Origin of the sequence: Legionella sp. (assembly GCF_049790535.1) — a bacterium.
Classification (GTDB): Bacteria; Pseudomonadota; Gammaproteobacteria; order Legionellales; family Legionellaceae; genus Legionella.
This window is the reverse complement of sequence record NZ_JBAQZB010000102.1, coordinates 1-24,472: the sequence shown is the minus strand read 5'-3', so window position 1 is coordinate 24,472 and position 24,472 is coordinate 1. Positions and strand designations below refer to the sequence as shown.

Below are 24,472 nucleotides of genomic sequence, written 5' to 3'. Positions count from 1 at the left end.
GTCTTGGTTCTGATCATTTTGAAACTTTATCCTCTTACAGTATTACTGTTTTGTTGTTCTATCAGCGAGATTAATTCTTCCTGAAATAAATCAAATCGATCCAATAAAACATTCGCTCGAGTTGAATATCGGTTGTAAGCAATTACCGCAGGAATCGCTGTAAATAATCCCAAAGCTGTTGCAACTAATGCTTCTGAAATACCAGGAGCAACCATCGCAATTGTAGCTTGCTGAGCATGGCCTAAGGCTTGGAACGAAGTCATTATACCCCAAACTGTACCAAATAATCCCACATAGGGAGCAATGGATCCTATAGAGGCTAGGAAAGGTAAATGTTGTTCTAATTTTTCTGCCTCTTTGGCATGACTAATTTGCATCACTCGTTGTATCGGCTCGATCACCACATTGCCTTGTTTTCTTGCACGTACAAATTCTTTAAAGCCCGCATGGAAGATTGCAGCCATTCCTTGGCGCTCATCAGAATTACTATCGATATCTGCATAAAGTCTGCTTAGATCCCCACTATCCCAGAATCTGCGACTAAAGGCATCAGTTAATCGTTTCTTACGATTAAAAAACCAGGCTCTTTGAAAAATCAATGTCCATGACATGATGGATGCAAAGGCAAGTAAAATCATTACTGATTTAACTACCAAGCCGGCTTGCATAAAATACATTAATACACTTGCTTGACTACTCATCTTTCTTATCTCCGATATCAAGATCTTTTGTAACTGTTTTTATGTACCTATTCTGAGCGACACGTTTTTAATTTGGAAATCGCCTGAGTTTTAAATTCGTTAATATACTAAAGGTAGTTCGCTTGGTATACAATCCCCACCCCATCTTTTACAGGATTCTATTCCTACTCCACTGTATTTAAACCAAAATGCTGATAAGCCCTAGGAGTTACCACTCTACCTCTGGATGTACGCATAAGAAATCCTTGTTGTATTAAAAATGGCTCCAAAACATCCTCTATAGTTCCTTTTTCTTCACCTATTGCCGCAGCAATGCTATCAACACCGACTGGACCGCCACTAAATTGTTCAATCACTGCTAACAAAAGCTTTCTGTCCATAAGGTCAAAACCATGTTTATCAACATCTAACATTTCTAAGGCTCTTTGAGCAGTATTTCTATTAATTACACCATCCCCTTTTACTTCAGCATAATCTCGAACCCGTCGCAGCAAACGATTTGCAATACGCGGCGTGCCCCGAGAGCGCATGGCAATTTCTCTGGCCCCTTCGGTCTGAGTGACAACATGTAATAATTGTGCTGAACGAGCGACAATTTGTGATAATGAATCAACTGAATAATACTCCAGTCGTTGTACAATTCCAAATCGATCACGTAATGGCGAGGTAAGCAAACCAGCTCGAGTCGTTGCCCCAATCAATGTAAAGGGTGGTAGTTCTAATTTTATAGAACGTGCAGCAGGCCCCTCTCCTATCATAATGTCTAGTTTATAATCTTCCATTGCTGGATAAAGAATTTCTTCAATCACAGGACTCAAACGATGAATTTCATCAATAAACAATACATCATTTTCTTGTAAATTGGTCAGTATTGCGGCAATATCCCCTGCACGCTCAATAACAGGGCCGGAAGTTTGACGAAGATTTACACCCATTTCATGAGCAACAATATTTGCTAATGTTGTTTTACCAAGACCTGGCGGACCAAAAATCAAAACATGATCCAATGCGTCATTTCGTTTTTTTGCTGCATCGATAAAAATCTGCATTTGTGAACTAACAACTTCTTGTCCTATATATTCCTTCAGACTTAAAGGCCTAATTGCACGATCAATGGCTTCTTCAGAGGTTATAATTTGGGTACTGATTAAGCGGTCACTTTCCAGCATAGAAGTCTTATATTAGAATTTACATGAATGAAAAACTATTTTAACACATGTTTTTTTAATATCAGCTGATTTATTAAAATAATAGCCTGCATTTCTCACTTCTTTTTATTATTAATAAATAATCAATATGGATTAACAATGATTCGATTCAACTCTCCCAAACATTCCCATGTTCAGTCCTGCTTATGATGACCTATTTATCTGCGTTATTTTGCGCAATTTTTAGATGTAATATGCGCAACTGACTTTTGGGAACCTGGTCGTGAAAAAGAATAATAAATCTTTTTTTCTTTGAATGGGTGAATTGCAGAAGTTGAAATAAAATATTATGGATTAGAATTTGAACTTCATTGTAACGTTGATCCTTGCCATTATTCAAAGATAAAATCCATTCATTACCAATAAATTGAATCGCTTGGATACCATTATCTGGACTCTTATTTATCCAATCAAATTTTAGCGACATTATAATAAAGAAAATAAGTATTAATTTAACTAAGAGATATACTGCAGAATAAATAACAAGTCCAACGGTTAAAAAATATATAAATAATATTAACCGCAAATAAGATTTTGATTTCCCAGGCTTAATGATTATTTCGGATAAGGGCAACAATTTTTTTAAACTCTTTATTGTCTGGCTCTACGTAGCCCATAAGCCAGGCATATAACTCTGGATCTGTGCAAGTAAGTAGTGAGTCAAATACTTTAAGCTCTGCTGCAGACAACTCATCGAATCGTTGATTTAAAAAACACTGCAAAATTAAATCCAATTCAAGCATTCCACGACGACAGTGCCATGCAAACCTTGCTTTTTCACGGACATCAAGCATTATTAATCTCTTAATGATTTAACGAACGGGTAAATGATACACTACTGTCTTTGCAAACGGAAATCGTTAATTTTATGACAATTACTTTTAATCACTTAATTAATAATAGAACCTTAACCACCTTTAATACTATCGAACATGAGCTGAAACTACATCCTGAAAAAAATTATTTATTTGATCTATCCTATTTGGGTGTACTGGCTAGTGTAGGTGATAAAACTATTGATTTTTTTCAAGGCCAATTAACCTGTGATGTCCAGAAAATTTCGGATATCCAAATTGTCCAGGGTGCTCAATGCAATCTACAAGGACGCATTTTAGCGTTAATGGATGTTCTTAATTGGAGCGGCATCAAATTAGTTCTTCCTAAAGATTTAATGGACTCTACAATTAAATCTTTAGATAAGGCAGCCATGCTATCTCGAGTTTCCCTCAAAGAAAATAGTGAATTAAGAGTTCTTGGATTTTATTTGCAAAATCAAGAAGATGTAGTTTCTGATTTAAATTTCTTTCCTCAGAATCTTTATGCGCTCACTTATGGTGCTCATAATTGTTGTTATCATTTAGGGGATAATTTTTATATTTTTTTGGCTCAAGACGAATTTGCTAAAGAAATATATACAAATTTTGCAGCCAAAGATCAGTTACTCGGCTCACTGACATGGCATACCTTAAGATTGGCAAAACAGCAAATTAATATTTATCCTGAATCTAGAGGTTTATTTTTACCACATCGATTAAGTTTGCATCAAACACCCTATCTTAGTTTTAGCAAGGGGTGTTATAAAGGCCAAGAAATTATTGCAAGAATGCATTACAAAGCCACCATAAAACACCAATTGAAAGTTCATAAAATAAAAACTAAAGAAAAAATTTATTCGGGACAAAAGTTGTTAAAAAAACCTGAGGGGGCAGAAATAGGTGAATTAATTGACTTTTCAATATTAGATAATGAACATTATTTAGTTGCAATTAGTCTATTAAAGGAGATTACGGAACCAGTATTATTTGAAGGTCATGAAGAACTAATGTCGTTAGAATGCCCACAATTAACTATTTAAGGATTGACTGATAATTGCCACAAAAAATTTCCTATCTCTATTTTAGAGATAGGAAATTTTTATCAAGCTTAATCTTCTACGTAAAATTGCAAAGTAGTCTGAGTCAAATCAAGCAACTCTCTTATCGCGACAAAAAACATAGTATAGTTAAGTGCTGAACTGGATTTTAAGTCAGATAAAATATGATGCCAACGTTCAATCAATGCGTTGTGAGTTTCTCCCCAAGCAGTAAGGCGAACGTGTAAATCAGTATTCTTATAGTCAAAATTGAGCAAGCCATCAGTTAATTGACGTTGTTGCCAATCCAGATCGTCTCTTAATGCTTCTCTAGATAAAGATTCCCAATGGTTTTCGGTAGGATGCATAATAATTTGCTTTCTTATCCAAGAAAGCTCTAAGTATTCCCCAATACCAAAATAAATTTCCGCAACTCTAGCTACTTTTAAGCCTCGCTTATTCGCTATTTCAATAATGTCGGTTGCAGAAAACAGACCACGCGTTACCGTTAATTCGTGCGCTAAGGTTGGTGGTATGCCTTCTTCTAACCGTTCCTTATAGTGCTCTTCATAATTAACTCGTCGCTCTTCACTTAAAATAGCTGGAATAGATGCCTTAAGCTCAATCATCCCTTGTGAATAAATTTTTACTGTTTCAGTAATATCCAGAGAGCGACGTTGGGTACGTAAGAACCAACGTGTAACCCGACGTGAAAGTCGTACATACAACATCATCATTTCAATCTGTTTTTTAGAATTAATCTTGGTACCCAATTCTTCAATTTGTTTCCAAATTGATTCTAAATTAAGAACGGTACGTGTAATCATATAAGCTCTAACAATGGCAGAAACAGGCGCTCCAGTTTCATCCTGTAGTCTGTAGACAAATGTAAAACCCATCTCATTGACGATAATATTGCTTAATTTTGTAGCAATAATTTCCCGTTTCAGCGGATGATCTTGCATTTGATTACTAAATCGCTTTTGTAACGGTTTTGGAAATGAATTAATTAAAAATTGTTCCATATAACTTTCTTCAGGAACCCCAGAAGCTAAAATTTGTTCTTTCAAAATAGATTTGCTATAGCACATCAATACCGCAATTCCTGGACGCCCTAGACCTTGCCCCATTAATTTACGTTCTTGTAGCGCTTTATTATCAGGCAAAAACTCCAGATTTCTATCTATTTTTCCTGTGCGTTCCAATTCCTGAATATAACGGCCTTGTAACTCTAACGCCTGTAGTGCCTGTGAAGCTGATAAACTAATCGCTCGCGTTTGTAAAAAATTGTCACGAAGTACTAATTTACTAACCTCATCAGTCATTTCACTTAACAATTCATTTCTTTTTTTGGGTGTTAAATCACCTACTGTGACAATACTATTAAGTAAGATCTTAATATTTACTTCTTTATCAGAACAATTTACTCCACCTGAGTTGTCAATGAAATCAGTGTACACCATTCCACCATTTATGGCGTATTCAACTCGTGCCAATTGAGTTAATCCCAAGTTACCACCTTCGCCAACTACTTTACAACGCAATTGTTTCGCATTAATACGTGTCGCATCATTGGCACGATCACCGACACTAGCATTTGATTCAGTACTGGCTTTAACGTAAGTACCGATACCAGCACTCCACAGTAAATCCACTTTAGCTTTTAAAATAGTACGAATTAATTCGTTAGGTTCAATTTCACTCTGTTTAATGTCAAAAACCTCTTGCATCTCCTTACTAACAGGGATAGATTTTGCATTACGATTAAATACGCCACCTCCTTGAGAAATGAGTTTTTTATCATAATCGGCCCAGCTAGAACGGGGCAATTGGAATAAACGCTCACGTTCGTTATAACTAATTTTCGCATTAGGATTAGGATCAATAAAAATGTGAATGTGATTAAACGCCCCAAGTAATTTGATATGCCTTGACAAAAGCATGCCATTACCAAAGACATCACCTGCCATGTCACCAATACCAACCACAGTAAAATTGTTGTTTTGAATGTCTATGTCCAATTCGTAAAAATGGCGTTTTACTGACTCCCAAGCACCTTTGGCAGTAATACCCATTTTTTTATGGTCATATCCGACAGACCCACCCGATGCAAACGCATCACCCAACCAAAAGTCATATTCCAGGGAAATAGCATTAGCTAGATCAGAAAAAGTAGCAGTACCTTTATCTGCCGCAACAACCAGATAAGGATCATCATCGTCATAGCACACCACATTGGCTGGTTTAACTAATACACCATCAACATAATTGTCTGTAACATCCAGTAAGCCACGAATAAATAATTGATAGCAACTGATCCCTTCAGCCATTATTTCTTCACGTGATCCATTAACAGGTAAATTTTTAGGTACAAAGCCACCTTTCGCACCATTGGGTACAATTACAGAATTTTTTACTTGTTGTGCTTTCATCAAACCAAGTATTTCAGTACGGAAGTCTTCTCGACGATCAGACCAACGTAATCCTCCACGAGCTACTTTAGCGCAACGTAGGTGCACTCCTTCAAAACGTGGCGAATAAACAAAAATTTCAAACATAGGATAAGGTTTAGGTAAACCAGGTATTGTTTTGCTGCTTAATTTAATTGAAATATAACTTTTTGGATTACCATTTTGATCGACTTGATAGAAATTAGTGCGTAAAGTTGCAGTAATTGCATGAATGTATTGTCTAATTATCTTATCTTCATCCAGGTTTGCTACTGAATCTAAATCCACTAAAATTTCAGCAGAAAGTGCTGCAAAACGTTTTTCTCTATTATTCCCAGCAGTAGGATCACAACGAATTTCAAATAATTGTACTAATTTTTTTGCAATGCTGATGTTATTATTTAAAGCCATTTCCATATAGTCCTGGCTGAAAGTAAAACCGATTTGCTTAAAATACTTTGCATAAGTACGTAAAATAGCAACTTCACGCCAGTTAAGACCGGCTGCTAGAACTAATTGATTAAACCCATCGTTGTCTGCATCCCCAAACCAAACTCTGGTAAAAGCATTCTGAAATAACTCTTTAATTTCATCGAGTTCAAATGCAAATTTCTTGTTGTATTGTAAGGCAAAATCATTAACCCAAGTTACTTTACCATTCTCAAATTTAAGCGCATAAGGACGCTCGCTGATTGCACGTAAACCTAGATTTTCTAGTATGGGCAATACATCAGATAATGGGATCGTCACATCATATTGGTAAATTTTTAATCTAAAACTGTCCTCTGATTCGTCTAAAGGCTTATAAAAATTAATGCCTAAAGAATCTTCTGGGGTTAACATCTCGATGTGTTTGATATCATAGACAGCTATTCTTGCTGAAAAAGTATCGCAGTAAGCAATAGGGAATGCATTTCGATAACGTGCAAACAAACTATTCGCCTGCTCTTCTCCATAAGCTTCGTATAAGTAATACTGCAATTCATCTTTCCACGAACGCCCTATGTCGATTAATCGCTTTTCAATTTCTTTTAAATCATACTCAGTACAATTCTCTGGATTAATTTTAATGATGTAATGAATTCGCGCAAGAACCGATTCAGTAAACTGTGTTGAAAAGCTCGTTTCAACCGCATTAAAGCTTTCTTCCAAAATCTGCTTCATGGCAAGTCTTAGTTCTGTATTCACACGTTCTTTGGGAACATACACTAAACATGAAACAAAGCGATGGTAAACATCCATACGTGCAAATAAGCGAATTCGTTTTCTATCTTGCATGTAGAAAATACCCATTGCAATTTCTAATATTTCTTCTTCAGTTCCTTGGATTAAATCATCACGAGGTAAGGTTTCCAAAATATTTAATAATACTTTACCTGAATGACTCCGCGGATTAAGTTGCGAGTTTTCCATAATTAATGCAACTTTTCGCCGCAAAAAGGGAATTTGCTTCGGGTTCGTATGATAAGCAGCTGAGGTATACAAACCAATAATTCTTCGCTCACCAATAACTTTTCCGTGGTCGTTAAAACGCTTAATACCAATATAATCGGTATAAGCATCACGGTGAACACTAGCTAAAGTATTAGTTTTTGACATGACTAAAATACGTGGAGACAAAGTAAACTCTCGAACTTCGGGAGTCATTGCAGAAATACTGAGAGTCTTTGATTTGGTAACGCTCTCTCGTAAAAGACCTAAACCAGTTTTTGGAATCGCTTGCAATATAGTTTCTTTACCATGTTTAACTAGTTCATAATCTCTCATACCCAGGAACGTAAAATGATGATCTTCAATCCAATTTAAAAATGCTTTGGTTTCTTCAACTTCACCAAGATCAAGCACGGAAGAAACCTTATCTATTTCAACAATCGCTTCCCTGACTTCATTACGCATCTTTTCCCAATCTTCAAAAACAACACGATTATCTTCAATGGCACGTTCACAACGCTTATGCAATTCCTCAAGAATTTTAGGATCTGTCTGTCTATCAATCTCTAAAAATAGAGGTGCCTCATGGATGACATCTTTATTTTCAGTTACTTGGTCGCGAGGTAAAATTTCATAGATACGATTTTGTTTATCTCGCTTAACGCGAATACCTCCCATATGAATAGTTAAATGAGAAGCAAGACCCATTCTATGGATCACTAGGCGGATGGAATCGACCAAGAATGGCATGTCATCACAAAGAATTTCGATCACAGTATGCGTTGTTTGCCAGCCATGACGCTCAAAATCAGGGTTATAAATTCTGATTTTAGTTTCATGAGGAGCACGCTCGCTAATTAACGACCAAAGATTTACTACAGTGCCGTAAAGGTCTTCAAGCTCCCAGGAACTCAGGTCTTCCATGGCGACAGTTCCATATAATTGCTTGGCAAATTCGGCACACAATTTAGCTTGATCCCCTACCATAGAATTCCTGATTCTATCGGCAATAGCTTCAATTAACACCTGTTTACCTTCTTCAAATTTATAGGACATTGTATACCCCGTCAGTTTTGCTTTTGTTCTACAGCAAGTATTATTGTTTTAAAGTAAGATTTCTTTCGAAACGCTACTGCACAAGCAAAATTGCTTTGTCAACTCAGTGTTCGAAGCATTTAAACTCTACTTCTAAGTCTCCACACATTTTGCGTTTTGCAGTGAGTTTTTTCGAAAGAAATCTATTATGCATCCCTTCCTCCGCACTCAAGATAACAATTAATCATTTATTGCTACGGTTTTGGTATTCACAAATTCTAATATACCCTCTTTCGATAACTCACGACCATAGCCTGAATGTTTTATCCCGCCAAAGGGTAAGCGTGGATCTGAAGAAACCAAAGCGTTGACAAAACAAACACCCGCTTCTATTTCATACGTAGCAATACGCTCCCCTTTCTCCAAATCACGTGTAAATACTGCGGCACCTAATCCATATTGACTTTGATTGGCGTAGGTTATGGCCTCTTTTTCATCATTAACTGAACTAATTGAAATAACAGGACCAAATAACTCTTCATCAAAAGCTGCCATACCCGGTGATACATGTGTAAGTAAGGTTGGTGGATAATAAAATCCCTGACCCTTGGGAATTATACCACCAAGCAATAATTTAGCACCTTGTTTAAGCGATTTTTCTACTTGTTTATGTAAGTTATCTCGTAAGTCAGAACGAGCTAAAGGTCCAAGGTTTGTTTTAGGATCAAGAGGATTCCCCATTTTGAAGAAAGACATGTGTTTAATAATCTTATCGACCAACTCTTTTTCAACAGCAGCTAAGACAATAATACGTTTAGCAGCAATACATACTTGCCCAGAATTATTAAGTCGTGAACTCACAATACACTGTGCTGCTAAATCAAGATCAGCATCTTCAAGCACTATATAAGGATCACTGCCTCCTAGTTCAAGTAATGATTTTTTTAAAAATTTTCCCGCATGGGATGCTACAACAGTTCCTGCGCGCTCACTACCTGTTAACGTCACTGACACAACATGGGGATGTTCGATTACTTTTGCAGCTCCTTCATTATCAACAATAAAATGTTGGAACAGATTCGGGGGAAATTCTGCTTCATTAAATAATTGTTCAATTTGATTTCCAGTACCTGATGAAATAGGCGCGTGTTTTAAAATGGCAGCATTTCCAGCCATAATGGTAGGTACCGCAAATCGAAAGACCTGCCAAAATGGGAAATTCCAGGGCATAATAGCAAAAACAATACCTAATGGGACATGACAAACTTTTGCTGTCTTCATCTCTGTTTGTATTTTTCGGGGTGCCAAATAAGTTTCTGCATATTCAGCATAGTGCTCACATACCCAAGCGCATTTATCAATTTCTGATTTACCTGCTGTAATAGGTTTACCCATTTCAGCAGCCATTAACAGAGCTAACTCTTCCTTTTTTTCTTTAAGGAGTTGCGCAAGTTTCAACATCAATGTTTTTCTATTAGCAAATGAAGTCTGCTTCCATTTCTGGAATACTTTATGTCCTTCTTCAATTTTTTTACGAATTTCTAATTCATTAAGGCATTCATAACTTTTAATTATTTTTCCAGTAGCAGGATTTATCGTTTGAATTTTCATTAATTCACCATACTAAATTTATATTTAGCTAAAATTACTAACTTTTCTTGCGCACCACTTTTAATTATTGATACTATTTTTATATTCTATGATATTCCATAAAAAACAACGACAATCAATTGAGATGTTAATGTAAAAATTAATTAACACCCCTTAACCCTAGGACAATTAATGAACTTAAGCAAACTACACTTCCACCCCTTACACTATGTAGCGGCTTGGTCAGTGCATATATTTACCGCAAGCGCGGCATTCATTAGCGTTTTGACTCTTGCAAAAATACATTACCACGAATATATTTTTGCGTTATCGCTTATGGCGATTACTGTTTTCATTGATGCAGTAGATGGCAGTCTTGCCCGTTTGGTTAATATTAAAAAAGTGTTGCCTAAAATAGACGGGACTTTACTGGATAATCTCGTTGATTATGTAAACTATGTTATTACCCCCTGCTTTTTCTTGCTAGTAAAACCAGATATGTTGCCAAACCATCTCTCACTACCTATTATTGCGGCGATTACCATTACCTCGTCGTATCAATTTTGCCAACTAGATGCCAAGACACTTGATCACTTTTTCAAAGGATTTCCCTGTTATTGGAATATTACCATTTTTTATATGTTTCTTTTTAATACATCTGCTACTACTAACGCCATTATATTGGCAATACTCTCCGTGCTTATTTTTGTTCCAGTTAAATATGTTTACCCGTCGAGACTTGATTATTTAACAAAATCTAAGACACTAAAAACACTCATGCACTGTTGTTCTATTATTTATGGGATAAGTTCAATTTGTCTGTTGACTTACTACCCTGATACCAATGCTGTTTGGCTTTTTTTATCAATGGCCTATGTGAGCATGTACTTGTATTTAAGTTTTTACCGAACTTATTATCCCATGTTTAAAGCAAAAATTACTGCAAGGAAGGATTAATTCGCTAGCTGGAATAAGCTATTAACAGAGTTTAATATTTTTTTATTTTGCAGCCATAGACTTTGGTTTTATTATGATTAAAATAGCACTGAAATTTTGCTTACTGAGGTTAATTATGTCACATTTTAGTCGTATCACTACAGGCATTCTTTTTTCGACGATTTTAGTCTGCAATGCACCTGCTGACAGTTCGTTCCCTAAAGGGTGTGAAGTTTCTGGTTTTACTTACAGTCAAAATTATTTACTATTAAATGACACTGGCAAACAATCCTATTATTTGATACAGAATCATTCCAATACACAAATTGAATTAGAACATCAAGCTTCTGATGAAGCATTTATGAGTCCACCATTACACGCAACCCTTGACTCAATGAACTGGGGCGCTTTTGCTTCTGACATAAAAAACTTGAATTTTAGATGTTATAAACGTATTGGTGAAGAAACTTCTGTTATTGATTGCCGTGATGTTCTGGATGTATGTCAATATCCACGAGTGCGGTTTGCTTTAAGTAACATGGGAAATTATTGGGTTTCTTTTAATAAATCTCAAAATGCAGTAATTCAAGAGTCTGTAGCAAAAGGAATTTATTTAAAGTGGTAATACATGGCTAGTATTTGAGGTAAACTCTATTTCTTGAATGTTCCGATCCCATTCATTGGGTATATTGGATTTGATTCAGTTCAAATTGGATGGTACTCCTTTAACTTTAATAATCAATGTGCTCATTTGCGATAAATCTATAAAACTGTTAGGACGGAGAAGTATGTTAAATAATTATTAAGAAACTATTAATTATTTACCAAGCATCACTTCAGTCCAGAGCAAACACATTTAATTTTTGAGCATAAAAAGCCTCGTTTTTGCCTACGAGCTGTGGCATCCATACGATTTCTAATCAAGATCGGTTCTGGATTCCGTGTATAAAGCACAGAACGTGGGCATTTTGTTCTTACGTTGTACTATTAGATACATTTGCCCTGACTTCAGTCCTAATATGTCCCGTGGTCTAACCCTGAGAGATCAAATAGAATTAGGTATCTACTACCTTTTATGTCGTCTAAAGACACAAAAATAGCTCCCCTAATAGAAGTACAAAAATTTTTAACTTGACTATACTTAGTGACAAGGAACAGTGATAAACAAACGACTCAATAAAGGAATAGGTATTATGTCACATCAATCCATTATTAATGAATTTAACATGCCAGCTCCTCGATGGATGAGGACTTATCCCTGTGGTCCCTATCGTTTTATAAATCGTGAATTTTTTATTATTAATTACGAAACAGATCCCGAGATTTTACGGCTAGTAGTCCCTTCACCACTGGAAATAATAGAGCCGGTGGTGAAATTTGAATTTATTCGAATGCCTGATTCTACAGGATTTGGTGATTATACCGAGTCAGGGCAAGTGATTCCCGTCCGCTATAAAGGAGAAGAAGGAACTTTTACCCTCACGATGTTCCTAGATTGTCATGCGCCTATTGCAGGAGGACGTGAAATTTGGGGGTTCCCTAAAAAATTAGCAAAACCAAAATTATTTGTAGAAGAAGATACTCTAATTGGAACATTAGATTACGGAAGTATTCGAATTGCAACAGCAACTATGGGATATAAACATCACGAAAGAGATAAAAAAAGTATTTTAGAAACACTGAAAAAACCAATTTTTTTACTTAAAAACATACCTGGAGTAGATGGCCCCCCTGAAATTAACCAACTGACTCGGACTTATTTAACTGATATTACGGTCAAAGGATGTTGGACTGGGCCTGGAAGTTTAGAGCTTCATCCTCATGCTCTCGCCCCAATAGCGCAATTACCGGTAATGAAAATTGTAGCTGTGTCTCATTTTGTAACCGATCTGACCTTACCTTATGGGGAAGTCGTTGAAGATTATTTAATAAATAAGTAACTGTTCAAATAATAGCTCCTATTTTGAAAAAGGAATTATTTAAAATGACCACTAAGAAAAAAATAAACCTTGCTTTACAAGGTGGAGGTGCTCACGGAGCTTTTACTTGGGGAGTATTAGATAAATTTCTAGAAAAAGAATTGTTTGTTATTGATGGTATTTCTGCAACAAGTGCCGGAAGCATGAATGCTGTTGTTTTAGCACAAGGATTGCTCGAAGGTGGTAATCAAGGTGCTCGTCAGTTACTTTATGAATTTTGGCAAGCCATGAGTGATTTTGGAAAAATGTTTGGTATTACAGCAACCTCTCCAGTCGATATTTATCTGGAACCTTTCTTAAAATCACCTCTTAACTTTAGTATGTTTAATACTATTATTGGTTCCCTATCACCTTATCAATTTAATCCAATCAATTTTCATCCTATTCAGGAAGTATTAAATACTATTATTGATATAGAAAAAATAAAAAAACAAAGCAACGTAAAATTATTCATTTGTGCCACTAATGTAAGAACAGGAAAAATTCGTGTTTTCAATGAAGAAGAGTTAACACTGGATGCAGTATTAGCTTCTGCCTGTTTACCAAAATTATTTCATGCAGTGGAAATAGAGGGTGAGTTTTATTGGGATGGAGGTTATTTAGGAAATCCAGCAATTTTTCCTCTTATTTATAATACAAAATGTCGAGATATTCTTGTCGTACATACTATTCCAGATTTTAGAGAAAATATTCCGATGACAGTTGCAGAAATTGATATGCGCTTGCGAGAAATCTCGTTTAATTCTTCTCTCATGCGTGAAATGCGTGCCATTGCATTTGTCTCACAGTTAATCAATAAAGGTGTGATAAAAAAAGAATTCAAACACACATTAAAAAAACTAAACATGCATTGTATTAAAGCAGACAAAAGTATGAGTAATTTCCCATTATCTACAGTATATAATCCTGATTGGGACTTTCTAATAACCTTACGTGATCTGGGTCGGCAAAAAGCAGATAAATGGTTAGAAAAAAATTATGCCGCTATAGGTAAAAAAACGACGATAAATTTTGATGACTGGTTGTAATGCAACGATTATCCAACGGATGAAGAGTACCCAATATACTTATTTTTTTAACATACTTCTTAATACATAGTGTAAAATTCCACCATTTTTATAATAATCCAATTCATTTAATGTATCGATTCTTGCGATAAGATTAATTTCCTCTTGAGTTCCATCCTCTCTATGAATAATAGCCTTTACCAACAAGCGTGGTTGCATCTGCACAAGCCCCAGAATATCAATTAATTCGGAACCTGTGATTCCTAATGTTTTACGAGTAACACCTTTGGAAAATTCCAAAGGAAGAATTCCCATGCCGATCAAATTCGAACGATGAATTCGCTCAAAACTTTCTGCAATCACGGCCATTACTCCTTGAAGCTTAGGACCTTTTGCTGCCCAATCGCGGGAAGAGCCAGTTCCATACTCTTTACCTGCTATCACAACCAATGCTATTTGTGCATTTTTATAAGCCATTGCCGCATCATATATGGGTACTATTTCACCGCTAGGAATATATTTTGTAAAACCTCCTTCAACTCCAGGAATCATTTCATTTCTAATACGGATGTTTGCAAATGTTCCTCGCACCATAACTTCATGATTTCCGCGCCGTGATCCATAAGAATTAAAATTTTTTATGTCCACGCCTTTCGATTGCAGATAACTTCCTGCAGGACTGTCTGGCTTAATAGAGCCTGCCGGTGAAATGTGATCTGTTGTAATGCTGTCTCCAAAGAGAGCCAAAATTCGTGCCCCTTTAATATCCTTAATGTTTTCTGGCATTACGCCCATTCCATTAAAAAATGGGGGATGTTGGATATACGTTGAGCTCAACTGCCATGTATAAGTATCTGATACAGAACTATTTAAAGCTTGCCACTCTTCTGTTCCAATAAATATATTTTTATAGGTCTCATAAAACATTTTACTGGTGATTATTGCCACTTCAGCAGCAATCTCAGCATCAGTTGGCCATAAATCTTTTAAATAAATTAGAGCCCCCGATTTATCCTTTCCAAGGGGATCTTTTGTCAAATCAATTAAAGTAGTGCCAGCAAGAGCAAATGCAACAACAAGCGGTGGTGATGCAAGCCAATTTGCTTTAACAAGTGGGTGAATACGCCCTTCAAAATTACGATTCCCAGAAAGTATTGCTGAAACAATTAAATCATGTTCAATCACTGCTTTTTCGACAGGTTCGGGCAGAGGTCCGGAATTTCCGATACATGTTGTACATCCATAGCCTGTTAAGGTGAAGCCTAGTTGATCAAGATATTTTTGTAAGTTGGTTTTTTCCAAATAGAGGGTGACCACTTGTGAACCTGGAGCAAATGAAGTTTTTACCCATGGTTTGCGTATCATTCCCTTTTCAACTGCTTTTTTTGCTAATAATCCAGCAGCGATAAGTACATTAGGATTAGACGTATTAGTGCAACTAGTAATGGCAGCGATAACAACATCCCCATGGTGTAACTCATAATTAGCATCGGTACTAAATGATTTTTTCTTCTCTTCACTTCGTTTGTTTTCAGCTAAGAATTTATCAAAGGTGTTAGCCAAATTTGCCAATTCAACTCGATCTTGTGGACGTTTGGGCCCTGCCATACATGCTCGAACAGTTGATAAATCCAGCGTGACTAAATTTGTATAACTAGGCTCCGCCTGAGTATCATGCCATAAACCTTGAGTTTTTGCATAAGCTTCAACCAGATCAATGTTCTGTTTTTCTCTGCCGCTTAAACGCAAATAATCAAGTGTGGTGTCATCGATTGGAAAAAAACCACAGGTTGCGCCATATTCAGGAGACATATTACTAATTGTTGCTCTATCTGCAATAGATAAATTGCGTAGTCCATCCCCACAAAATTCAACAAATTTACCTACCACTCCTTTTTCACGTAAAAGATGTGTTATGAAAAGAACTAAATCGGTTGCCGTAATCCCTTCTTGTAATTTCCCTGTCAGTTTTACACCAATTACTTCAGGAATCAGCATAGAAACAGGTTGCCCCAACATGGCAGCTTCTGCTTCGATACCCCCGACCCCCCATCCCAGTACACCAAGAGCATTAATCATGGTCGTATGACTATCTGTACCTACTAATGTGTCAGGATAGGCATACATTTTTCCATTGATTTCCTGAGTCCAAATTGTTTTGGCTAAGTATTCTAAATTAACTTGGTGACATATTCCGGTATTTGGAGGCACGACACGAAAATTCTGAAATGCATTTTGCCCCCATTTTAAAAACTCATAACGCTCATGGTTTCTTTCCATTTCCATCCTAGCATTTATCCTAAACGCATCGGGTACAATAAATTGATCAACTTGTATGGAATGATCGATAATAAGATCAACCGGTGAAAGAGGATTTATCTGTTCAGAGTTTCCACCAAGCTTTTTAATAGCTGCGCGCATTGAGGCAAGATCGACAATGGCAGGCACACCCGTAAAATCCTGCATTAGAACACGCGCTGGACGATAAACTATTTCACGTTCTGAGTTTTTTTGTTTTAACCAATCAATTACTGCTTTGACATCATCAAAAGTAACTGTGTTTCCATCTAAATGACGAAGTAAATTCTCCAAAAGAATTTTTAAAGTGAATGGTAGTGTTGATAAACCTTGGAGTCCTTCTTGTTCAGCAACGGATAAGCTATAGTAGTGATATTTAATATCATTTACAGAAAGAATTTGTTGGATATTTTTGTGGAAATCATCTGTGAGCACAATATTTGATGCAGTTGCAGGATGCTTAATTTCATCTGTTCCAGCTATCCAGGATGGAGCATCGCTTGCTGGAAATGATTCTTCAGAAGATTCATCGATAATTTCCCCATCATGTGATGGTTTTGTACCCATGATCCTAACTATCCAATTTTTAATTTGCAACATTACGATATCCTTATCAGTAAATTGTAGGGTATCTACGGTCCGCCGAACGTAGATACTACCGAACTTACATTCGCTTATTTAGCCGCAACAACCTCAACTTGCAGATTAGCAATAACGTCACTGTGAACATGAATTTCAACAATGAAGTTACCAATAGAATGTAAAGGACCATCAGGCATTACAATTTCACGTTTGCTAATTTCAATGTTTTTCTCTAGTAAAGCATCTTTGATTTCGTTTACACCAACAGAGCCATACAATTTTCCTTCGTCACTAGCCATTGCACTAATTACTAAAGTAGTATCGTTTAACTTGGCAGCACGTTGTTCTGCTGTTCCCAAAGATTGTTGTGCTTTCTTTTCAAGCTCAGCACGACGTTGTTCAAACAGCTCTATATTTTTAGAAGTGGCAAATACCGCTTTATTTTGTGGTATTAAGAAATTACGACCATAACCTGATTTTACTTCTACTTTATCACCTAGGTTACCTAAATTTCTCACTTTTTCTATTAAGATAACTTCCATCTTACATAACCCCTTAAATTGATTCTCTCACCCGCTCTGGGAGATAAGATCTAAAATTAAATAAACTATCAACTACACCAAAAACAATATAGGCAAATAATACAAAAGTCGGTTTCAACAAGATAAGCAGAAATAATAGTATAAATACCTTAATCTGGCTTTTACGAGAAAAAATAAAATAAGCCAAACCAAATCCAGATACCAGAAAATAACACAGCATCATAGGGAGAATATTAATCGCTAAAGGTATTTCATAATAAGTACCTAAGGAAATCCCAATTAATATTAATAATGAAAGCTTACCACTTCTAAAAGCCAAGAGCTCTTGTTTAAAGCCGCCAGGTAAAAACAATTTAGCTTGAATTGAACGAGCGAACATTAAAGAAATAATTGCTGAAACAATTATACTTAATATCTGAATGCCGAAAAACAATTGTGCCAGATTGAGTGACCTTATTCCATCCATGTTGGTATCAATTAACTCTGGGTATTGCGTTAATACCGATTTAAATTGATTAAACTGCAATACAATAAAATCAGGAGCTAACTGTTGTATTAATAAACACCATAAAAATGCTTGGAGTAAAGAAACTCCAAAAACTACCTGCCATTTTTCTGTTTTTCGTAAGACCAAAGCTCCAAAATAACAAGGCAAATAAGCAATCAGAGTGTTAATTAATGCACTGGATAATGGATATAACATCATTAAAGGAACAGAATGAAAGACAAGTGCTGGTAACAAAACATCGAAGCCTGAACGAGCACCTTTTCTTAAGGTGACAAGACTAACCAAAGCTATAGACATCCAAGATGCAAAAGGCAAAACTGAGAAAATAACAGCATATATAATGGATTGCTGCTTGCTCTCAAGTAGTACCTTACAATGTTTTGTTATCATTTCACCCATACGCATTATCTACTATCCATGGCTATCGCAATAGGGTAACAAACCAATAAATCGGGCGTGCTTAATTGCTTTAGCTAATTGTCTTTGAAAACGGGTTTGGGTACCAGTAATACGGCTGGGTACAATTTTACCTGTTTCAGAAATGTAATTTTTCAATAAATTAATGTCTTTGTAATCAATTTCATTACCACCTTCAGCACTAAAACGACACATTTTTTTTCTACGAAAATAAGCTGACATAAATGTACTCCTATTAAGCTCTAAGCTGTTCTGATTTCTTTTTCTTTCTTCATTAACACAGATTCTGTAGTAATCGCTTGTTTTTGAAGAGTGATTAAGTTTCTTAAAATAGCATCATTGTATTTGAATGCATTTTTAATTTCCTCAAGTGCCTCTAAGGAACACTCAATATTCATCAGTATGTAATGAGCTTTGTGTACATCATTGATTGGATAAGCTAATTGACGACGACCTAAATCTTCTTTACGGTGTATTACACCATTATGCTTACTAATGATCCCTTCATAGCGCTCAACCATTCCTGGTACTTGTTCGCTCTGATCCGGGTGCACAAGAAACATAATTTCATAATGTCTCATGGTTTCTCCTTATGGATTAAAGCCTTCTGTTCAACATATAAACAGTAAGGCAAGGTTTAAAAAAATCTGCCAATTGTAACTCTTTTAACCGTTTATGACAATGATAAGCCGTAATTTTTCTTGATCAATATTCGTATCCAATTGTAATTTATTTTTTTTTATTAATTTCGCATAAATTATAGTGACAAGTATCTATAAAGTAGGTTAACGTTCTAAGAAATTCTTTTGATTTACAGAGCGCTTCGCTATAATGCAACGAGGTTTTAATGGATATTATTTCTCTTCACTTTGAAGAACCTTTAATGATTACTATCAATGATTCAATTGTTAAAGTTTTTGCCTTTAAAACCCAAGAACATGGGAACATTAAATTTGGTGTTGAGGCTCCTCGCTTAATAAATGTGCATCGAGAAGAAATTTTTCATGCAATTAAACAAAAGAAACTTTTAGAAACGAGCGAATAATTCCTTTAAATGCCTCAAATATCTTCTCGATGTATCAAATTACTTTCAGGGTTCATACTCCTTCTTTGTTGTTTTATTTTTTTAATTAATAATTTTATTTATCAATTTCCTGGAAATAATTTTTTTCCAGAAAATATACCTTTAATGGCTGTGTTATTAATACTTGTTAATTTAGGGCTGAGACTTTCTTTTACAAAAGGCAGTAACCTATGTTTGATAGGTAAAGAATTACTGTATTTTTTCAGTGTAATGGTAATTATTGCTTTAGCAACTAATGCAGTTCAATTAACACCTTTTCCAACTATTGATCACGAAATTGTTGCTTTAGAAAAACAGGTTCATGTTAATATAAGTGAAATAGTGAACTGGACTAATAACCAGCCTTTATTTAAAAATTTGCTCCGTGTCATTTATGACACCCTACCCTATCAAATGAGTATTTTGCCTTTAATGGTAATTTTCACTTGTCGATTTTATCTTCTTAGAGAATATTATTTTCTTTTACTATCTACCACATTATTTGGTTTTGGATTTTATTATTTTTTTCCTACTACAGCCCCAGCCAGTGTTATAGATCCTACGCTATTTTCTGTAGATCAAATTGCAACAGGTCTGAAATTTAGTCAAATTCATCATTACATTGAACCAACAACTAATGATGGTGGCTTAATTGCATTACCGTCATTTCATGCCATTTGGGCGATATTATGCGTTAATTTACTTAGAGAATGGATAATTCCTTGTATCATTCTGGCAGTTATCAATGTCTTTTTAATTGCTTCATGTGTTTTATTAGGTTGGCATTATTGTACCGATTTGGTAGGGAGCATCATAGTATTATTAATTAGTTATTATTTTTTAAACTATTGTCACAGTAGATCCAGTCCCAACTTTCAGGATAGTTCTGTAAATGTGCACGTACCTTTTAAATCATTTGAGTAGATTTTATGCCCTGAAGCAAAATATAAGCATCAGGGCATAAAGGGGAAGAGCCTTACAGGCTCTCATCTACTTTAAAACGCTCACCATATTTGGACTCTAAAGTCTTAAATAACTGCTCCAAGTTATTTGTTCCAATGTCCTTAGCATACTCCATTGGACCACCGCGAAACGGCGCAAATCCAGTGGCAAAAATCATACCGGCGTCAAGTAAGTCTGCATCGACAACCACACCTTCACGTAAGCATGCAGCAGATTCATTTACCATGCGCAGAACTAATCTATCCGCAATATGTTGATCATGAACTGCAACAGGATGTTTTTTTATTGGTTTCCCATTTTTATATTGATAAAACCCTTCACCAGTTTTACGACCCAACTTACCTTCTTTTACCATATCACGTAATTTTTGTGGGACAGTACCGCCAAAATGAGCTGTTAAGTTTTCAGCTACAGCTAAACAAACATCCATACCCACAGTATCAGCTAATTCAACTGGGCCCATAAACATCCCAAACTCTAATGCTGCTTCATCTATAGTCTCAGCGCTGTATCCTTCCTCCAACAATTGAACACATTCCATTAAATAGGGCATTAACACTCTGTTCACTAAAAAGCCAGGGCTGGATTTAACAGGTAATGGTAATTTACCGATTTGATTTATAAAAGCGCAAGAAGCCTGTTCCACCTTTTTAGCTGTTGAAGCACTGCTTACAATTTCAACTAAATCCATCTTGGCAACTGGATTAAAGAAATGAATTCCTACCAAACGCTTGGGGTTATTCATTACACTATTTATTTCATCCAAAGGAATACTTGATGTGTTCGTTGCTATAATGGCATCTTTTTTAGCGAGCTTTTCTATTTTTTTGATAATCTCTTGTTTTACTAAAAGATTTTCAAAAATCGCTTCAATAATGACATCTGCTTGTGCAATACCATGTCCTTCAGGATCGGGTATTAAATTATCCATCGCAGCTTGAATTAACCGAGGCTTGCGTAGTTTTTTCTTATATAAAGCATATGCACGACTTATTGCGGGACCTATTTTTTCGTAGGATTGATCCTGTAAAGTCACACGAATTCCCCGGAATGCACACCATGCAGCAATGTCACCACCCATCACCCCTGCCCCAATAACGTGTACGTGTTGTGCTTTAAAGTCACTGTCTTTTGCAAAACTTTTTAATCGTTCCTTTAATTCAAAAGCATGAATTAAATTTTTTGAAGCAGTCCCATGAGAGATTAATTGCTCAACAGAATCTATTTCTTTCAAATAAGCTCTATCCCCTCTACCGCCTTCTTTTTCCCATAAATCAATAATGGCATAGGGTGCCGGATAATGATTTTTACGCACACGTTTAGCGACAGTTTTTCGCATTAATGCAGCCAATGGTTTTCTAACCCAGGCACTATTTGTTAATCCTTGCACAAAAGAAGGTTTATGTACTGGAGGTTTATTTTTAATAAAATAAATAGCAGCTCGTTTTAATTGTCGAACCGGCACCACTTCATCAACCATACCTAAAGCTTTGGCTTTTGCTGCAGGAACAGCACTTCCCGTTAAAATAATTTGTGATAAAGCATTAAACCCCCCAATTAACTGAGGTAAACGCACAGTACCACCCCACCCGGGATGAATACCTAACAAAACTTCAGGTAAACCAATGCGAGTATCTTTTTCATCAGTCGCAATACGGTAAGTACAAGCCAATGCTAATTCGTAGCCACCACCCATGCAAAACCCATCAATCATAGCTACAGTAGGAATCGTTAAAGCCTGTAATCGATTATATACGGCCTGTCCTTTGCATAAAAAATCAACTGCCCGGGCAGGCGTGTCAAATTTGGAAAAAAGAGTAATGTCAGCTCCTGCAATAAATCCTTTATTTTTTGCTGAATAAATAATTAAACCTACAGCATGTTTATCTTGGTTAATTTCATGAAGGAGACTGTTCAACTCATCTAAAACTTCTTCATTGACACTATTAACACGCGTGTCTTTTCTCTCCAGACCTAACCACAGAATATTGTCAGCGTCTCGTTTTAAATCCCAATTTTTATAATTATTCATGTCCATTCACCTTCGTCACTCGTTCTAAATACATCGCGCCTCCTTGTCCTCCGCCGATACAAATAGAGGCTATTCCTCGCGACTCATTTCTTTGTTCTAATGACTTCAATACATGAAGCACTATACGTGCACCACTAGAGCCAACAGGATGTCCCGTTGCTATTGCACCACCCTCACGATTTAATTTATCCATTGAGGGCGCACCTAAAGCCTTGTCCAGGCCTAGCTGTATTTTACAATATTCATCATTATTCCAGGCTGCAAGACAGCCCAATACCTGCGCAGCAAATGCTTCATTAATTTCCCAGCAATCAAAATCATCAGGTTTTAAATTATGTCGTTGCATAATAGGTGTTGCTGCATGAACAGGCCCCAGCCCCATTTGCGAAGGATCAAGTGCAGCCCATTGAGAATCTACGATTCTACCTATAACTTTTAAATCATATTTTTTGACCGCATCTGCGCTTGCTAACAGTAATAGACAAGCCCCATCGGTTACTTGTGAACTATTACCTGGTGTTACCATACCGTACTTTTTATCAAAATAAGGTTTTAATTTGGTTAATTTATCGATAGTTGAATCAGGCCGCATCCCATCATCCTGAGTATAAACATGTCCCTTATTGTCAATAATGGGAATTACCTCCGACATTTTGTTTTCGGCATATGCTTTTGCTAATTTTAAATGACTTTGTAGAGAAAATTCGTCCATTTGTTCACGGGTAATATCGAATCGATAAGCAACTTTTTCTGCTGTTTGTCCCATGTTGAGCCCTACGATCGGATCGGTAAGTCCGCGCATTAATGCAATTACTGGTGCAAAATATGACGGTCTAAATTGAGTTACAAGACCAAGTTTTTGACCAACACTTTTAGAACCATACCAATTAGCCAACCAGGAGACCATTTTATGATTAAACAGTAAAGGAGCATGACTCATTGCTTCAGTGCCACCAGCAAGGATTAAATCGCTGCGACCACTAGCTATCTCAATAGCAGCATTATCAAGAGCCTGCATGCCTGACGCACAATTTCTCATTACAGTAAATGCAGGAACTTTATCACCACAACCTAATCGCAATGAAACCACGCGTGCTATATTCGCTTCATCAGGACCCGGCATTGCACTACCTAAAATCACTTGATCCAAGGCAGCAGGAGAAAATGGTTGTCGATTTAATAAAGCCGCGCCTGCAGCTACAGCTAAGTCAGAACCAGAAAAAGGACCTATTCTCTTAGCTTTAAGATATGGAGTCCGACTTCCATCGACAACGTACACATCTCGCCCACTTAAATTTGACTTGTGTTTCATTGATACTCCTTATTTTGATCACATTATAACAATGTCCTAATTTTTATAGTGTTTAAGATTAGCAGTAAACAGCAAATTTGGAAATTATAAAAAGAACTAAATTACAAGGACTGTTCTTAAAGTGAAATTATCATATTTTCAATCAGTTAATAATTTTAATCTGGATTATATCGCTCGGATATTGACGTCATAAAAATACCTGATATACTGCGCACCAATTGATTGGAGAGATGGCCGAGTGGTCGAAGGCGCTCCCCTGCTAAGGGAGTATGGGAGAAATCCCATCGAGGGTTCGAATCCCTCTCTCTCCGCCAATCAATGCGCCCGTAGCTCAGTTGGATAGAGTATTTGGCTACGAACCAAAGGGTCGGAGGTTCGAATCCTTCCGGGCGCGCCATATTAGTTTCAAGCTGACCTAACAGCTAAAACCGGCTCATCCGGCTCATCCCCATTTCCGGGGGCACAAATAATCAAGAACACAAAACTTTAACTCTTAACCTGTAATTTTCAAAATTTCTAAATCCATAAGCACGACGTTGAATGAGTTTCATCTTACGATGGAACCC

The 24,472-nt window shown here is 36.3% G+C and carries 20 protein-coding genes and 2 tRNA genes; 9 read left to right on the top strand and 13 right to left on the bottom strand.

Going from position 1 to position 24,472, the window contains the following annotated elements; genetic code table 11:
• Positions 1-26: 26 nt before the first annotated feature.
• The 3 genes from tolQ to WA877_RS06225 form a co-directional block, all read right to left on the bottom strand.
• Positions 27-701, bottom strand: coding sequence for a protein TolQ (gene tolQ / locus WA877_RS06235; RefSeq protein ID WP_425170063.1), 675 nt, complete (start codon positions 699-701; stop codon positions 27-29).
• Between the two features lie 164 nt (positions 702-865).
• The gene (gene ruvB / locus WA877_RS06230) at positions 866-1,870 is read right to left on the bottom strand and encodes a Holliday junction branch migration DNA helicase RuvB (protein WP_425170062.1); all 1,005 of its coding nucleotides are present in this window, start codon (positions 1,868-1,870) and stop codon (positions 866-868) included.
• Positions 1,871-2,457: 587 nt separating this feature from the next.
• Positions 2,458-2,703, bottom strand: a complete 246-nt coding sequence (locus WA877_RS06225; RefSeq protein ID WP_425170061.1) for a succinate dehydrogenase assembly factor 2 — start codon at positions 2,701-2,703, stop codon at positions 2,458-2,460.
• A 74-nt stretch (positions 2,704-2,777) separates the two neighbouring features.
• Here WA877_RS06225 and WA877_RS06220 point away from each other — a divergent pair, with 74 nt between their 5' ends.
• On the top strand, positions 2,778-3,764 hold the full coding sequence (locus WA877_RS06220; protein WP_425170060.1) for a YgfZ/GcvT domain-containing protein: 987 nt from the start codon (positions 2,778-2,780) through the stop codon (positions 3,762-3,764).
• A gap of 68 nt (positions 3,765-3,832) precedes the next feature.
• Here the strand turns inward: WA877_RS06220 and WA877_RS06215 are convergent, their stop codons facing one another.
• Both WA877_RS06215 and WA877_RS06210 read right to left on the bottom strand, forming a co-directional pair.
• Entirely contained in the window at positions 3,833-8,698 is a 4,866-nt protein-coding gene (locus WA877_RS06215) for an NAD-glutamate dehydrogenase (RefSeq protein WP_425170059.1), read from the bottom strand.
• A 219-nt stretch (positions 8,699-8,917) separates the two neighbouring features.
• Positions 8,918-10,288: an NAD-dependent succinate-semialdehyde dehydrogenase gene (locus tag WA877_RS06210; protein ID WP_425170058.1), complete on the bottom strand. Its 1,371-nt coding sequence runs from the start codon at positions 10,286-10,288 to the stop codon at positions 8,918-8,920.
• Positions 10,289-10,459: 171 nt separating this feature from the next.
• Here WA877_RS06210 and WA877_RS06205 point away from each other — a divergent pair, with 171 nt between their 5' ends.
• The 4 genes from WA877_RS06205 to WA877_RS06190 all read left to right on the top strand — a co-directional run bounded on the left by WA877_RS06205 (position 10,460) and on the right by WA877_RS06190 (position 14,210).
• Entirely contained in the window at positions 10,460-11,224 is a 765-nt protein-coding gene (locus WA877_RS06205; RefSeq protein WP_425170057.1) for a CDP-alcohol phosphatidyltransferase family protein, read from the top strand.
• A 115-nt stretch (positions 11,225-11,339) separates the two neighbouring features.
• Complete coding sequence (locus tag WA877_RS06200; RefSeq protein ID WP_425170056.1) at positions 11,340-11,828, top strand: enhanced entry protein EnhB; 489 nt, start codon at positions 11,340-11,342, stop codon at positions 11,826-11,828.
• A 568-nt stretch (positions 11,829-12,396) separates the two neighbouring features.
• Positions 12,397-13,143 carry an acetoacetate decarboxylase gene (locus tag WA877_RS06195; protein WP_425170055.1) on the top strand — a complete coding sequence of 249 codons (747 nt, stop codon included), beginning with the start codon at positions 12,397-12,399 and terminating at the stop codon, positions 13,141-13,143.
• 44 nt (positions 13,144-13,187) lie between these two features.
• Complete coding sequence (locus tag WA877_RS06190) at positions 13,188-14,210, top strand: patatin-like phospholipase family protein (RefSeq protein WP_425170054.1); 1,023 nt, start codon at positions 13,188-13,190, stop codon at positions 14,208-14,210.
• Between the two features lie 39 nt (positions 14,211-14,249).
• On the opposite strand, the gene acnA is transcribed toward WA877_RS06190, so the two are convergent.
• From acnA to rpsF, 5 genes are all read right to left on the bottom strand, one after another.
• Complete coding sequence (acnA, locus tag WA877_RS06185) at positions 14,250-17,087, bottom strand: aconitate hydratase AcnA (RefSeq protein ID WP_425170053.1); 2,838 nt, start codon at positions 17,085-17,087, stop codon at positions 14,250-14,252.
• Positions 17,088-17,161: 74 nt separating this feature from the next.
• A complete protein-coding gene (rplI, locus tag WA877_RS06180) occupies positions 17,162-17,611 on the bottom strand; it encodes a 50S ribosomal protein L9 (RefSeq protein ID WP_425170052.1) in 450 nt (149 codons plus the stop codon).
• A gap of 13 nt (positions 17,612-17,624) precedes the next feature.
• Positions 17,625-18,524 carry a hypothetical protein gene (locus tag WA877_RS06175; RefSeq protein WP_425170051.1) on the bottom strand — a complete coding sequence of 300 codons (900 nt, stop codon included), beginning with the start codon at positions 18,522-18,524 and terminating at the stop codon, positions 17,625-17,627.
• A gap of 6 nt (positions 18,525-18,530) precedes the next feature.
• Positions 18,531-18,758 carry a 30S ribosomal protein S18 gene (rpsR, locus tag WA877_RS06170; protein ID WP_006871756.1) on the bottom strand — a complete coding sequence of 76 codons (228 nt, stop codon included), beginning with the start codon at positions 18,756-18,758 and terminating at the stop codon, positions 18,531-18,533.
• Positions 18,759-18,778: 20 nt separating this feature from the next.
• Positions 18,779-19,117, bottom strand: a complete 339-nt coding sequence (rpsF, locus tag WA877_RS06165) for a 30S ribosomal protein S6 (protein ID WP_425170050.1) — start codon at positions 19,115-19,117, stop codon at positions 18,779-18,781.
• A gap of 266 nt (positions 19,118-19,383) precedes the next feature.
• On the opposite strand from rpsF, the gene WA877_RS06160 reads away from it, so the two are divergent.
• Positions 19,384-19,581, top strand: coding sequence for a carbon storage regulator (locus WA877_RS06160; protein ID WP_425170049.1), 198 nt, complete (start codon positions 19,384-19,386; stop codon positions 19,579-19,581).
• A 9-nt stretch (positions 19,582-19,590) separates the two neighbouring features.
• The gene (locus tag WA877_RS06155; protein WP_425170048.1) at positions 19,591-20,523 is read left to right on the top strand and encodes a phosphatase PAP2 family protein; all 933 of its coding nucleotides are present in this window, start codon (positions 19,591-19,593) and stop codon (positions 20,521-20,523) included.
• A gap of 52 nt (positions 20,524-20,575) precedes the next feature.
• On the opposite strand, the gene WA877_RS06150 is transcribed toward WA877_RS06155, so the two are convergent.
• Positions 20,576-22,594 carry a 3-hydroxyacyl-CoA dehydrogenase NAD-binding domain-containing protein gene (locus WA877_RS06150; RefSeq protein WP_425170047.1) on the bottom strand — a complete coding sequence of 673 codons (2,019 nt, stop codon included), beginning with the start codon at positions 22,592-22,594 and terminating at the stop codon, positions 20,576-20,578.
• The gene (locus WA877_RS06145; protein ID WP_425170046.1) at positions 22,587-23,906 is read right to left on the bottom strand and encodes an acetyl-CoA C-acetyltransferase; all 1,320 of its coding nucleotides are present in this window, start codon (positions 23,904-23,906) and stop codon (positions 22,587-22,589) included. Before WA877_RS06145 ends, WA877_RS06150 begins: the two co-directional genes overlap by 8 nt.
• Positions 23,907-24,130: 224 nt before the next feature.
• Between WA877_RS06145 and WA877_RS06140 the strand changes: the two genes are divergently transcribed.
• A tRNA-Ser gene (locus WA877_RS06140) sits at positions 24,131-24,220 on the top strand.
• Between the two features lie 6 nt (positions 24,221-24,226).
• Positions 24,227-24,303: transfer RNA gene (locus tag WA877_RS06135), tRNA-Arg, on the top strand.
• Positions 24,304-24,376: 73 nt separating this feature from the next.
• Here the strand turns inward: WA877_RS06135 and WA877_RS06130 are convergent.
• A partial coding sequence (locus tag WA877_RS06130; protein ID WP_136627894.1) for a transposase occupies positions 24,377-24,472 on the bottom strand: 96 nt, incomplete at its 5' end.